Genomic DNA, 13,399 nt, shown 5'->3' on the forward strand with positions numbered 1-13,399 from the left:
CTCTCCGACATCGGCGGCAACATGCGGCACGGGGCGCATATCGCCTCGATCGGCGGCACCTGGATGGCGCTGGTCCAGGGCTTCGGCGGGCTGCGCGACGATGGCGGGCGCATCGCCTTCAGCCCGCGCCTGCCGGCGGAGTGGCGGTCGCTGCGCTTCCCGCTGACAATCCGCGGCGCGCGGCTGCGCGTGGAGGTCCGCCACGACGTCACCACCTACCGTCTGGAGTCGGGTGCGGCGTTGACGCTGTTCCACGACGGCAAGGAGGTCGCGCTCAGCGCCGCAGCCCCGGTCGCCGCCCGCCCCACCCTGCCGCCGCCGCCCGAGCCGGTGCCGGACTTCCCCCTCGCGCCACCGCCGGCGCAGCCGGCGGGGTGAGGCGGCTCAGGCTTCTGCCACCGCGACCTCCGTGAGGTCGCGCACCACGAGATCCGCACCGTGCTCGCGCAGCGCCTCGGCCTGGCCGCCGCGGTCCACGCCGACCACCAGGCCGAAGCCGCCGCGGCGGGCGGCCTCCACGCCGGCGAGTGCGTCCTCGAACACGACGCAGCGCGCGGGCAGCACGCCGAGCCGCCGCGCCGCTTCGAGGAAGGTGTCGGGCGCCGGCTTGCCCGGCAGGCCGAGCGCCGCCGCGTCCACCCCATCCACGCGAAGGTCCACCAGACGGTCGAGCCCCGCCGCCGCCAGCACGGCGGCGCAGTTCCGGCTGGCCGAGACCACCGCGACGGGCAGGCGCGCGCGCCGCGCTGCGCGGAGCAGGTCCACCGCGCCGGCCGCGGGGTCGGCTCCGCGCTCGCGCAGCGCTGCCATGAACATCGCCTGCTTGCGGCGCGCCAGGGCGGCGACGCTCATCGCGTCCTCCGCGTCGGCGGCGGAGCCCTCCGGCAGCACGATCCCGCGCGCGGCGAGGAAGCTCCGCACCCCGTCCTCGCGGCGCCTGCCGTCCACGAAGGCGTGATACTCGGCCCGTGCGTCGAAGGGGCGGAAGGGCGGACCGCCGCCCTCGGCGATCCGGCGCAGCGCCGCATCGAACAGGGCCTCCACGCGGCAGCGTGTACCTCGGCCGTGTCCGTCAGCACGCCGTCCAGGTCGAACAGGACGGCATCCAGCCGGTCGGGCGACAGTGTGACGGTCGCGGCGTTCTCCATCGGCGTGACCTCCGCCAGGCAGATCGGTCGCTCAGGCAGATCGTCAACGGTGGAGGCCCCGATGCGTCGGCCCGCCGGGGCATCGTTCCCAGGCCTGATATCGCGGGGTCGATTCCCATCGCCCGCTTCCACCACCTCTCGTAATCCCGAGAAGAAGCCGGGGGCTTGGGTCGGGCGCGCCCACCCGGCCTTCTGGGGGCGACCATGCTGCCTCACCCCGGCACGCCTGATGAGCGCGCCATGAACGAGAACTGCGCGCCGCACCGCCCTCATCGACCTTGCCACTCGATCGCTCAAGGCGGACAGCCGCCCCTCACCCCGCCTTCCCGTCCGGTCGCGGGCCGAGCAGCATCGGCGCGTGGACCGCAAGGACCAGCACGAAGGCCGCCACCCAGCAGATCGCAGCGGCAACCAGACCCGGCAGCGCATCCTCCCCCGGCACGCCGCCGAAGGCGCGCAGCAGCGCCGCCGCCGGCAGCAGCACATAGGCGGCGACGGTCGCCGGCGCGGCGACCAGCGTGCGCCCCGTATGCCCGAGCGTCGCGCGGGTCATCACCGCGACGATCATGAGCGCGACCGGCCCGACCAGTTGCAGGTGCAGCCAGGCGGACGCCCAGGCCGCGCCGGTCAGCAGCGACACGGCCTTCACCGCCAGCGCGAGCGGGATCAGCGCATAGGCCAGGTGCAGCACCCACAGGATAGGCCAGCGCAGCGTGCGCTGCCCGTGCCAGCGCGACAGGCGCAGCGCCACCAGCGCCGCGGCGACGACTGCGACCAGCCCCGCCGGCACGCCGCCAGGCGCCGCCACATCCACCGCCGCCACCGCAGCCACCGCGAGGATCGCGCCGCGGTCCACGCCGGGCAGCGGCCGGGCCTCGGCGGGCCGGGGCGTCTTGCGGAGCGCGTTCAGCGTGAAGGAGGGCACGATCCGCCCGCCGATCAGCACCACCAGGAGCAGCGCCATGTTCGCCATCAGCATCTGGCCCGTCGCCCAGCCCGGCGTCATCCACCAGCCGGCTTCCTCGGCCAGCATCATCACCTGCCCCGACCAGAACAGCAGCACCAGCGCAGGCGGGCCGAACAGCCGTGGCGATTTCGCCTTCACCAGCGCCGGCAGCACCAGCAGCAGCGTCGCCGGCAGCGGCGCCAGGGCGAGCACCGCCGCAACGCTGATCGGCACTGGCGAGCCCGGCAGCATCGCGAAGCGCGCCGCCAGGAACAGCGACGCAAGGACGATCAGCGGCGGACCGGAATAGCCGCGCCGCCCGGTCCAGTTCGGGATCGCCGTCATCAGGAAGCCGATCATGGCAGCGGCCACGAAGCCCGCCAGCAGTTCATGCGCATGCCAGCGCATCGGCGGCAGGGGGCCATCGGGCAGCGTCAGCCCCGCCAGCGCCAGCGCCCAGACGCCCACCGCCACCGGCGCCACCACCGCCGCCATGAGGAAGAAGGGGCGGAAGCCGTGCGCGAACAGCGCCATCACGCCCCCTTCGGCCGGAATGCGACGCAGACCGCCGGATCCGTCTCGAGCCGCGGCCCGCCGATCAGGTCGATGCAGTAGGGGATGGCGGGGAACACCGCGTCCAGGCATTCGGCGATGGCCGAGGGCTTGCCGGGCAGGTTCACGATCAGGCTCCGCCCGCGCGTGCCCGCGATCTGGCGGGAAAGGATCGCGGTCGGCACGGCGCGCAGCGAGACGGCACGCATCAGCTCGCCGAAGCCCGGCAGCAGCCGGTCGCACACCGCCTCCGTGGCTTCCGGCGTGACATCGCGTGGCGCGGGGCCCGTGCCGCCGGTGGTGACGATCAGCGGGCAGGCCTCGACGTCCGCCAGGTCGCGCAGCGCGGCCTCGATCGCCGGTCGCTCATCCGGCACCAGGCGCCGCACCGGCTGCCAGGGGCTGGCCAGGATACGCGCCAGCGCCGCTTCGATCCCCGGCCCGCCCTGGTCCTCGTAGATGCCGCGGAAGGCGCGGTCCGAGACCGTGACGACGCCGATCCGCACCGTTGCATCGCTCATTCGCCGCACTCCCGGACCAGCGCGCCTTTCCCGAGGCGGATGCTGGCGAGCGCGTGGGTGGCCTCGGCGACACCGAGCGCCGGGGCGGGCGGCGCGCCGCCATCCACCTGGCGGAACGGGCCGTCCGGGGTTTCCGCCGCCTGCAGCAGCCCCCAGCCGAAATGGAAGTACCAGCCATGCAGCGCGAGACGCCCCTCGCGCACGCCCTCGGCCACGAAGGGATAGGTGGCGAGATGGCGCAGGCTGGCCAGCACCGTCGCCTGCTCGGCGCGGCGGGCGATCACCGCACGCTCGGCATCGGTCACCAGCCCGTCCATCTCGTCGCGGACCTCGCGCGCGATGTTCACCCAGTCGGAGACGAACTCGAAGCGCTCGCCGCCATGGTCGTGTTCCAGCAGGCAGCGCACGCCGGCGCAGAAGGAATGACCGAGCACGATGATGTGCCGCACGCCCAGCGCCTTCACGCCGAACTCGATCGCCGCGGAGGTCCCGCGCGGGCGATGATCCGGCTCATAGAACGGCACCAGCGCAGCGACGTTGCGGACCACGAACAGCTCGCCCGGCTTGGCGCCATAGATGATGGCGGGGTCCGTCCGGCTGTCCGAGCAGGCGATGATCATCACCTCCGGCCGCTGCCCGTCGAGCAGCGCGTCATACAGGTCGTGGTCCTGTTCGAAATGCTGGCCGCGGAAGCGGTCGAAGCCGTCCACCAGCCGCCGCAACGCACCGCTCGGCGCCGGTTGCGGATCGCGACGCGCCATGTCAGCACCCCTCGGGGAAAGGCAGGAAGCCGAGCCGCTCGCCGGCCTCGAACCGCGCCGCCTCCGCCGGCAGCCGGACCAGCCCGTCGGCCTCGACGAGCGGCGAGAGGCTGGCGGAGCCGCCGCGGCCGAGCGGCTCGACCAGCGGCAGGCCGGAGGCGTCCAGCCCGACGCGTCGCGCCGGGCGGAACTCGACGCGCCCCGGTGTGCGGTGCAGATCCCGCGCCAGCCTCACCGGCTGCGGCGGAAGGGCGCATGCCTCGGCACCGGCCAGGCGCGCCAGCAGCGGCAGGCCGAGGGTGAGCATCCCGACCAGCGCCGCGACCGGGTTGCCGGGCAGCAGCAGGCACCGCGCCGCGCCAAGCTGCCCATGCGCCAGCGGCTTGCCCGGCTTCTGCGCCAGGCGCAGCACCTCCACCGTGCCGCCAGCGGCAAGCAGCGCCGCCGGCAGGTGGTCCGCATCGCTGCCCGAGAGGCCGCCGGTGGTGAGGATGAGGTCCGTGCCGGCCGCCGCCGCACGCAACGCCGCGGCGATGTGGCGCGGGTCATCCGGCAGAAGGCCGAGGTCCACAAGTTCCACGTCGGCCCCGCGCAGCAGCGCGAGCAGCATCGGGCGGTTGCTGTCGTGGACCAGGCCGCCCGCCAGCTCGTTGCCATTCGAAAGCACGCCGACGCGCGGGCGCGCGCGCACCTGCACGGTCGCGATGCCGAGCGCGGCCAGCAGCGCCACGTCGCGCGCAACCACACGACGCCCGGCCGCGAGCACGGCGGCACCTTCCGCGACATCCTCTCCCGCGCGGCGGATGTTCTGCCCGGGCTCCGGCTTCCGGCGCAGCCACAGCCGACCATCGACGACGCGTGCATGTTCCTCCATCACCACCGCGGCGGCGCCGGCGGGCAGGGCCGCGCCGGTCAGCACGCGCGCCGCCTCGCCCGGCAGCAGGGCCGCGCCCGGCGGATCGCCGGCCGTGATCCGTCGCAGCACGCGCGGCGGGTGCGCGATGGCCAGGTCGGCCGCCGTCAGGGCGAAGCCATCCATCGCCGCATGGTGGAAGGGCGGAAGGCAGCGCGGCGCCGTCACATCGGCAGCCAACACGCGCCCGGCGCTTGCCTGCGCGGCGCAGGCCTCGGTCACGCCGAGCTGCCGTGTCTGCGCCAGCAGCCGGCCGAGCGCCGCCTCGGGCGGGATGAGGCGCGACGCGTCGTCGCAGCCGGCGAGCAGGGTTCCATCAGGCATGCTTGTCTCCTCAGCCCCGCCGCGCCGCCATCTCGCGGGTGATCACCTTGCAGGCGATGCTGCTCAGGCTGCGCCGGGCGGCAGGCATCACTTCGACATCTTCGACGGCCAGGTGCCGCCGGTACCCGGCAACGAAATCCAGCGCAGCCGGGGTGAACCGGTCCGAGGGGCGCTGGCCGGTCGCGATCAGGGAGAGCTCCGCACGCAGCTCCGCGCGCAGTGCGGCGGCCGCCCGGTTCTCCTCGGTCAGGGTACGGATCACCGGGCCCGCCGAGGAGCCGAGGCGCGGATAGAGCGATTCCTCCTCGTCCCGCAGATGCATCGGCAGCTCGCAGGCGAGCCAGGCGGCCAACGCGCGTGCCATCGCCACCTGCGCCGCCCCCGAGGGTTTGCGTGCGAGCCGTTCGAGATGGCCGAGCAGCGCGCGCTGGCGCGCATGCTCGGCGCTCAGGAAATCCAGGGGATCCGCGAGAAGCCCAGGGTCGAGCCTCCCGAACCGCGCCTCCCTGCCTTCCATCGCACGATGCCCCCCGCGCTCAGTTGACCAGCGGGCCGTCGGCGCGCGCCTCGCCCTCGGCACTCAGGGCGAAGCCTTCGATCGTGGCGCGCGCGGCGAGCACGGCGATGTAGTGGCGCACCGCGGACTGCCACGACACGCGCGCGAGGTCCCGCATCACTTCCGGCACCGCATCCTCGAAGCGGGGCGTGCGGCGTGGCGCATGATGGTGCAGCTGCACGACATGCATCCCGTAGCGGGTCTGCACCACTTCCGGGCAGACCTGCCCGGGCACCAGCGCGGCCAGGAAGGTCTCGAACTCCGGCACCGTGCTGCCGCGCTCGATGCGGCCGAGATGGCCGCCCTGCTCGCGGGAAGGGCAAGCCGAGTGCAGCCGCGCGAGATCCGGCAGGCTGCCGGGAACCTCCTGCACCTGTGCGAGCAGCGCCGTCGCGCGCGTGCGGGCGGCGGAACGTTCCTCCGCGTCCTCCGGGTCGGCCGCAAGCAGGATGTGGCTCGCATCCCACCATTCCGGCGTGCCGAAGCGGTCGGGGTTGGCGGCGAACCAGCGGCGTGCCGCCGCCTCGTCCGGCTCCGGCACGCGGATCTCCCGCGCAAGCAGCGCGCCGATCGCGTCATCCTCCTCGGCGGGATCGAGTCCCGCAGCGGCCGCGGCGTCGAGCAGCAAGCGGCGGACGACGAGCGCGCGCGCCGCCTCCTCCCACGCGGCGAAGGCATCCACCGCGGGGTGGTGCTGCATCTCGGCCGCGACCTCGCGCGCCGGGATGACGGTGCCGTTCACGACGATGTCGTGCTCCGGCAGGGCCGCCTGGGCCGGTGCGGCGGCAGGCGGCGCGGGGGGCGGTGGGGGATGGATGTGGATGGCCATGGCTTCTACTCCACCACCGCGACGTTTGGCCGCGTGTCGGCCGGCAACGGGCGCGCCGGGGGCGCCACCATGCCAGGCGGCATCACCGGCCCCGGCCGGGTCGTGGCGCCGCCGCGAACCCGCACGATCTGCCAGGCGCGGAACAAGTACCAGACCGGCGCGGAGAAGATGTGCACCAGCCGCGTGAAGGGCGTGACCAGGAACAGGGTCATGCCGAGCACGAGGTGCGCGTAATAGGGGAAGTCGAGCCCGCGGATCAGGTCCGCGGCACCGCCCTGGAAGGTGACGATCGCCTGGCTCCAGGCTGAGAGCTGCAGCATCGCCGCGCCGTCCGAATGCCCGATCGAGAAGGGCAGCGTGATGATGCCGAGGGAGAGCTGCACCCAGAGCAGGACCAGGATGCCCGTGTCCGCATAGGTCGAGGTGCGGCGGATGCGCCCGTCGAACAGGCGGCGGTGCAGCAGCATCGAGAGGCCGATGAAGCAGATCACGCCGGCAATGCCGCCTGCGGTGACCGCGACAATCTGCTTCTGCCCGGGCGAGATCAGCCAGTCATACGCCCAGTGCGGCGTCAGCAGGCCGACGAAGTGACCGAAGAACAGGAAGATGATGCCGAAGTGGAAGAGGTTGGACCCGATCACCAGCTGCCGCCGCCGCAGCAGCTGCGACGACCCCGACCGCCAGGTGTACTGGTCGCGGTCGAAGCGGATGAGCGACCCGATGACGAAGACGCCCATGCAGATGTAGGGATAGATGCCGAACAGGAAGGTGTGGAGGTAGTCGGTGAAGCCGTTCCAGAAGGCGGACATGGTCGCTCTCCTTCAACGAGCGTGGGTGGCGGCGCCGCGGACCTTCCGCAGGCGATCGATCATGGCGGAGAGCTTGGCGCGGGCACCCTTCTGGTCCGGGTCCGATTCCGGGCCGAAGACCACCGGCTCCGCCTCATAGGCGGCGTCGAGCGCGGCCATCTCGTCCGCGTCGCTCTGCTCCTGCTCCGCTGTGGGCTGCATGGCCGGCTGCGTGCCGGCCTCGGCCAAGGCCGCGGCGATCACGGCGGCATAGGCGCGGGCATCGGGCGTACCGCGGCCGAGCAATCGGGCGTGCAGCTGGTCCAGGATCGGCGCGCATTGCCCGAGCAGGTTCGCCGCCGTCTCCGCCGGCGCATGCGCGCAGAATTCCAGGAACAGCGGCAGGTAGTCGGGCAGTTCGCGCGCATCCAGCGCAAAGCCCGCCTGCTCGTACACCTGCGCGAGCTCGATCATCGCCGGGCCGCGGTTGCGGGTGTCGCCGTGCACATGCTCGAACAGGTGCAGGCTGGTGCCGCGCCCGCGATCGAAGAGGCGCACATACCCCTCTTCGCGGTCGAGCCCGTCGCCGAGGCCGAGCCGGCGGACCAGGCGGCCGAGCTTCGCCGCAAGGTCAGGCCGGAAGCCCGCGGCGGCGATGGCTGCGGCGATGTCCGGCAGGTCGGCGCGCAGCGCCTCGTCCGGGTAGCGCAGCAGCGTGGACAGGATGGCAAGGCGGCGGTTCATCGGTTGGTTCCCTGCTGCGCGGCGGCCTCGTTCGCCTCCCGGATCGCCGGTGGCGCCATGCGCCCGGCCGAGGGGCCGGAGGCGCTGAACAGGTTGCCGACGGTGCGCCCGTCGTAGCAGCCCTGGCCGAAGCTGAAGCCGCAGGACGATTTCAGGTCGAAGGCGTTCTCGGCATACTCGCGGTGCGTGGTGGGGATGACGTAGCGATCCTCGTAGTTCGCGATCGCCAGCGTCTGGTACATCTGCTCGACCTGCTCCGCCGTCATGCCGACGCGGGCGAGGATGGCGGTGTCCTCCCGGTTCTCGACGGTGCGCGCGCGCATATGCATGCGCATCGCCATCATCCGCTGCAGCGCGTTGATCACCGGTGCCTCCGCACCCGCGGTCAGGAGGTTCGCGAGGTACTTCACCGGGATGCGCAGACTCTCCACATCCGGCAGCCCGTCCTTCCAGCCGATATGGCCGGCCTCGGCGGCGGCCTGCACCGGCGAGAGCGGGGGCACGTACCAGACCATCGGCAGCGTGCGGTACTCCGGATGCAGCGGGAAGGCGATCTTCCAGTCGATCGCCATGCGGTAGGTCGGGCTGTTCCGCGCCGCCTCCAGCCAGGCTTCCGGCACGCCATCGGCGCGCGCCTGCGCGATCACCGCTGGGTCTTCCGGGTCGAGGAAGACATCGAGCTGCGACTGGTAGAGGTGCTGCTCGTTCTCGACGCTTGCGGCTTCCTGGATGCGGTCGGCGTCGTAGAGCATCACGCCGAGGTAGCGGATGCGCCCGACGCAGGTTTCGGAGCACACCGTCGGCTCGCCCGCCTCGATGCGCGGGTAGCAGAAGATGCACTTCTCCGCCTTACCGGACTGCCAGTTGTAGTAGATCTTCTTGTACGGGCAGGCCGAGACGCACATGCGCCAGCCCCGGCACTTCTCCTGGTCGATGAGGACGATGCCATCCTCCTCGCGCTTGTAGATGCTGCCGGAGGGGCAGGAGGCGACGCAGGCCGGGTTCAGGCAATGCTCGCAGAGCCGCGGCAGGTAGAACATGAAGGTGTTCTCGAACTGCCCGTAGATCTGCTTCTGGATGCCCTCGAAGTTGCGGTCCTTGGAGCGCTTGCGGAACTCCGTGCCCAGGATCTCCTCCCAGTTCGGGCCCCACTTGATCTCCATGCGCTCGCCGGTCAGCAGGCTGACCGGGCGCGCCACCGGCATCGTCTCGCTCTCGGGCGCGGTCTGCAGGTGCGTGTAGTCGAAGGTGAAGGGCTCGTAGTAGTCGTCGATCTCCGGCAGGTGGGGGTTGGCGAAGATGGACGCCAGGATGCGCCACTTCGCGCCCATGCGGGGCTGGATCGTGCCGTTGCGCTTGCGCGCCCAGCCGCCCTTCCACTTGTCCTGGTTCTCCCAATCCTTCGGGTAGCCGATGCCGGGCTTGGTCTCGACATTGTTGAACCAGGCGTATTCGACGCCCTCCCGGCTGGTCCACACCTGCTTGCAGGTGACGGAGCAGGTGTGACAGCCGATGCACTTGTCGAGGTTGAGGACCATCGCGATCTGCGCGCGGACTTTCATCTTCCTGATCCCTTCACTCGGCTGCCTTGAGGTCGGCGGCCTGCGGCGTCACGCGCGGGCCGTCGAGCCAATCGACATTCGCCATCTTGCGCACCAGCACGAACTCGTCGCGATTGGTGCCGATCGTGCCGTAGTAGTTGAAGCCGTAGGCGAGCTGCGCGTAGCCGCCGATCATGTGCGTGGGCTTGACGGTGGCGCGCGTGACGGAGTTGTGGATGCCGCCGCGGGCATGCGTGATCTCACTGCCCGGCACGTTCACGATCTTCTCCTGCGCGTGATACATCATGATCATCCCCTTCGGGACGCGCTGGGAGACGACGGCACGCGCGCAGAGCGCGCCGTTGGCGTTGAAGGCCTCCACCCAGTCATTGTCCTCGATGCCCATCGTGGTGGCGTCGGTCTCGCTGAGCCACACGATCGGCCCGCCGCGCGAGAGCGTCAGCATGAGCAGATTGTCGGTATAGACGCTGTGGATGCCCCATTTCTGGTGGGGCGTGATGAAGTTCAGCGCCAGCTCCTTGTGGCCGTTCGGCTTGGCATTGTGCAGCGCCTGGTGGGCACGGAGATCCACCGGCGGGCGGTAGAGGCACAGCGCCTCGCCGAAGGCGAGCATCCAGGGATGGTCCTGGTAGAGCTGCTGCCGCCCTGTCAGCGTGCGCCAGGGGATCAGCTCGTGCACGTTGGTATAGCCTGCGTTGTAGCAGACCTCCTCGCTCTCCAGCCCCGACCAGATCGGCGAGGAGATGATCTTGCGCGGCTGCGCCTGCACGTCGCGGAACCGGATGGCCTCGTGCTCCTTCGGCCGCGCGAGATGCGTGTGGTCGCGGCCGGTCGCCTTGCCCAGCGCTTCCCATGCCTTCACCGCGACATGGCCGTTGGTCTCGGGTGCGAGATGCATCAGCACCTCGCAGGCATCGATGTCGGTCTCGATCTTTGCGAGCTTGCCCTCGACACCGGGTACCTCGGTGGTGCCGTTGAGGTTGCGCAGGAAGGCCACCTCGTCGCTGGTCTTCCAGGCCATGCCCTTGCCGTTGTTGCCGAGCTTGTCCATCAGCGGGCCGAGGGCCGCGAAGCGGGCGTGGGTGTTGGGGTAGTCGCGCTCCACCACCGTGACCGCCGGCATCGTCTTGCCGGGGATCGGATCGCACTCGCCCTTCTTCCAGTCGCGGATCTCGTGCGTCTGGCCCAGCTCGCCGGGGCTGTCATGCATCAGCGGCGTCAGCACGACGTCGCGCTCCCTGCCGAGATGGCCGGCCGCCATCGCCGAGAAGCGCTTCGCGATGCCCTTGAAGATCGCCCAGTCGGTGCGGCTCTCCCAGGCCGGATCCACCGCCGCGGAAAGCGGGTGGATGAAGGGATGCATGTCGGAGGTGTTCAGGTCGTGCTTCTCGTACCAGGTGGCGGTCGGCAGCACGATGTCGGAATACATGCAGGTGGTGCTCATCCGGAAGTCGAGCGTCACCAGAAGGTCCAGCTTGCCTTTCGGCGCCTCGTCGTGCCAGGCGGCTTCCTCCGGCTTGACCGCGCCCTGCTCGCCCAGATCCTTGCCCTGCACGCCATGCTGCGTGCCGAGCAGGTGCTTCAGGAAATACTCGTGTCCCTTGCCGGAGGAACCGAGCAGGTTGGAGCGCCAGACGAAGAGGTTGCGCGGCCAGTTCGCCGGGTGGTCGGGATCCTCGCAGCTCATCTCCAGCGCGCCGGACTGCAGCCCCTTCGCGACATACTGCGGCACCGGCACACCGGCCTGCTCGGCGTCGGCGGCGATGCGGAGCGGGTTGGTGGCGAGCTGCGGTGCGGAGGGCAGCCAGCCCATCCGCTCGGCCCGGATGTTGAAGTCGATCAGGGCGCCGGTCATGGGCTTCGGCGCGGTCGGGGAGAGCAGGTCGCTCACCTGCACCGTTTCGTAGCGCCACTGGTCGGTATGCGCGTACCAGAAGCTCGTCGAGTTCTGCTGCCGCGGCGGCCGGCCCCAATCGGTGGCGAAGGCCAGCGGGATCCAGCCGGATTGCGGCCGCAGCTTTTCCTGCCCGACGTAGTGCGCCCAGCCGCCGCCCGACTGCCCGATGCAGCCGCACATCACCAGCAGGTTGATGATGCCGCGGTAGTTCATGTCCGAGTGGTACCAGTGGTTCAGCGCGGCGCCGAGGATGACCATGGACTTGCCGCGCGTCTTCTCGGCGTTGTCGGCGAACTCCCGGGCCACGGTGATGATCTGCTGGCGCGGCACGCCGCACACCGCCTCGGCCCAGGCCGGCGTGTAGGGGCGCATCGCGTCGTACTCCGCGCTGCCCGTCACGCCGTAATTCGCCAGGAACAGGTCGTAGACGGTGGCGACGCGGGCGGTGCTGCCGTCCTTCAGCTCGACATCCAGCACCGGGACGCGATGCGTGACCGTGTTGCCGAGCTGCGTCGGATTGAAGAACTCCGGTGCGCCATCGCCGAAATAGGGGAAGGTGACATCCGCCGCCTCGCCACCCGCCAGGCTGAGCCGCGGCGTCACCGTCTCCAGCGTGCGCGCGTCGCGCCCTTCGAGGTTCCACTTGCCCTGCTCGCCCCAGCGGAAGCCGACGGAGCCGGTGGGCACGTAGAGCGCGCCCGTCGCGCCATCCACCGCCACGGTCTTCCAGTCCGGGTTGTTGGCCTGGCCCATCTCCTCCGCCAGGTCGGAGGCACGCAGCTGCCGGTCGGCGACCAGCCGCCCATCCTTCTCCGCCAGCAGCACCAACATCGGCATGTCGGAGTAGCGGCGGCAGTAGTCGAGGAAGTAGTCGCCCTTCCCCTGCGCATGCCACTCGGTCAGGATCACATGACCCATGGCGAGCGCCAGCGCCGCGTCGGTGCCCTGCTTCGGGTGCAGCCAGAGATCGGCGAACTTCGACGCCTCCGAATAGTCCGGCGTGACGGTCACCACCTTGGTGCCGCGATAGCGCGCCTCGGCCATGAAGTGCGCATCCGGCGTGCGCGTCTGCGGCACGTTGGATCCCCACATCATGATGAAGCCGGCATTGTACCAGTCGGCCGATTCCGGCACGTCGGTCTGCTCGCCCCAGGTCTGCGGCGAGGAGGGAGGCAGGTCGCAGTACCAGTCGTAGAAGGACATGCAGACGCCGCCGATCAGCGAGAGGTAGCGGCTGCCGGCGGCGTAGCTGACCATGCTCATCGCCGGGATCGGCGAGAAGCCGATGACCCGGTCCGGCCCCCACTGCTTCACGGTGTGGACATTGGCGGCGGCGACGATCTCCTCCGCCTCCTCCCAGTTCGCGCGGACGAAGCCGCCCTGGCCGCGGACCTGCTGGTACTCGCGCCGCTTCGCCGGATCGTCCTGGATGGACTTCCAGGCCGTCACGGGATCGCCGTGCAGCGCCTTCGCCTCGCGCCACAGGCGCAGCAGGCGCTTGCGGATCATCGGGTATTTCACCCGGTTCGCGCTGTAGAGATACCAGGAGTACGACGCGCCGCGCGAACAGCCGCGCGGTTCGTGGTTGGGCAGGCCGGGGCGCGTGCGCGGGTAGTCGGTCTGCTGCGTCTCCCAGGTCACGATCCCGCCCTTGACGTAGATCTTCCAGGAACAGGACCCCGTGCAGTTGGCGCCGTGGGTGGAGCGCACGATCTTGTCGTGCGCCCAGCGCGAACGGTAGGCGTCTTCCCAGGCGCGGCTCTCGACGGTGGTCTCGCCGTGGCCGTTGCTGAAGGTGCCTGCGTATTTCCTGAAGAAGGTCAGGCGGTCGAGGAAGTGGCTCATCTTGCGGTGTCCC

12 protein-coding genes are annotated in these 13,399 nt (G+C 70.9%); 1 reads left to right on the plus strand and 11 read right to left on the minus strand.

Translation table 11 applies throughout. The features are described from left to right. Nucleotides 1–378, plus strand: a 378-nt coding sequence (locus ACESM1_RS20725; protein ID WP_372623110.1) for a glycosyl hydrolase family 65 protein, incomplete at its 5' end; no start/stop codon positions are given. Between the two features lie 6 nt (nucleotides 379–384). Here the strand turns inward: ACESM1_RS20725 and ACESM1_RS20730 are convergent. The 11 genes from ACESM1_RS20730 to ACESM1_RS20780 form a co-directional block, all read right to left on the minus strand. Then, complete coding sequence (locus ACESM1_RS20730) at nucleotides 385–1,044, minus strand: HAD family hydrolase (protein ID WP_372623111.1); 660 nt, start codon at nucleotides 1,042–1,044, stop codon at nucleotides 385–387. A 417-nt stretch (nucleotides 1,045–1,461) separates the two neighbouring features. After that, on the minus strand, nucleotides 1,462–2,628 hold the full coding sequence (locus tag ACESM1_RS20735) for an NnrS family protein (protein ID WP_372623112.1): 1,167 nt from the start codon (nucleotides 2,626–2,628) through the stop codon (nucleotides 1,462–1,464). Continuing rightward, nucleotides 2,628–3,167 carry a molybdopterin adenylyltransferase gene (gene mog / locus ACESM1_RS20740; protein ID WP_372623113.1) on the minus strand — a complete coding sequence of 180 codons (540 nt, stop codon included), beginning with the start codon at nucleotides 3,165–3,167 and terminating at the stop codon, nucleotides 2,628–2,630. Before mog ends, ACESM1_RS20735 begins: the two co-directional genes overlap by 1 nt. Further along, entirely contained in the window at nucleotides 3,164–3,928 is a 765-nt protein-coding gene (locus tag ACESM1_RS20745; RefSeq protein ID WP_372623114.1) for a carbonic anhydrase, read from the minus strand. Before ACESM1_RS20745 ends, mog begins: the two co-directional genes overlap by 4 nt. A gap of 1 nt (nucleotide 3,929) precedes the next feature. Further along, on the minus strand, nucleotides 3,930–5,165 hold the full coding sequence (gene glp, locus ACESM1_RS20750; protein ID WP_372623115.1) for a gephyrin-like molybdotransferase Glp: 1,236 nt from the start codon (nucleotides 5,163–5,165) through the stop codon (nucleotides 3,930–3,932). 10 nt (nucleotides 5,166–5,175) lie between these two features. Then, complete coding sequence (locus tag ACESM1_RS20755) at nucleotides 5,176–5,682, minus strand: hemerythrin domain-containing protein (RefSeq protein WP_372623116.1); 507 nt, start codon at nucleotides 5,680–5,682, stop codon at nucleotides 5,176–5,178. A gap of 19 nt (nucleotides 5,683–5,701) precedes the next feature. Then, nucleotides 5,702–6,550: a peptidylprolyl isomerase gene (locus tag ACESM1_RS20760; protein ID WP_372623117.1), complete on the minus strand. Its 849-nt coding sequence runs from the start codon at nucleotides 6,548–6,550 to the stop codon at nucleotides 5,702–5,704. Between the two features lie 5 nt (nucleotides 6,551–6,555). Continuing rightward, on the minus strand, nucleotides 6,556–7,359 hold the full coding sequence (gene narI, locus ACESM1_RS20765) for a respiratory nitrate reductase subunit gamma (protein ID WP_372623118.1): 804 nt from the start codon (nucleotides 7,357–7,359) through the stop codon (nucleotides 6,556–6,558). 12 nt (nucleotides 7,360–7,371) lie between these two features. Continuing rightward, on the minus strand, nucleotides 7,372–8,082 hold the full coding sequence (gene narJ / locus ACESM1_RS20770) for a nitrate reductase molybdenum cofactor assembly chaperone (protein WP_372623119.1): 711 nt from the start codon (nucleotides 8,080–8,082) through the stop codon (nucleotides 7,372–7,374). Further along, a complete protein-coding gene (narH, locus tag ACESM1_RS20775; RefSeq protein ID WP_372623120.1) occupies nucleotides 8,079–9,644 on the minus strand; it encodes a nitrate reductase subunit beta in 1,566 nt (521 codons plus the stop codon). Before narH ends, narJ begins: the two co-directional genes overlap by 4 nt. Nucleotides 9,645–9,657: 13 nt before the next feature. Beyond that, a complete protein-coding gene (locus tag ACESM1_RS20780; protein WP_372623121.1) occupies nucleotides 9,658–13,386 on the minus strand; it encodes a nitrate reductase subunit alpha in 3,729 nt (1,242 codons plus the stop codon). Between the last annotated feature and the right edge of the window lie 13 nt (nucleotides 13,387–13,399).

The organism is Falsiroseomonas sp. (assembly GCF_041690465.1).
Classification (GTDB): domain Bacteria; phylum Pseudomonadota; class Alphaproteobacteria; order Acetobacterales; family Acetobacteraceae; genus Falsiroseomonas.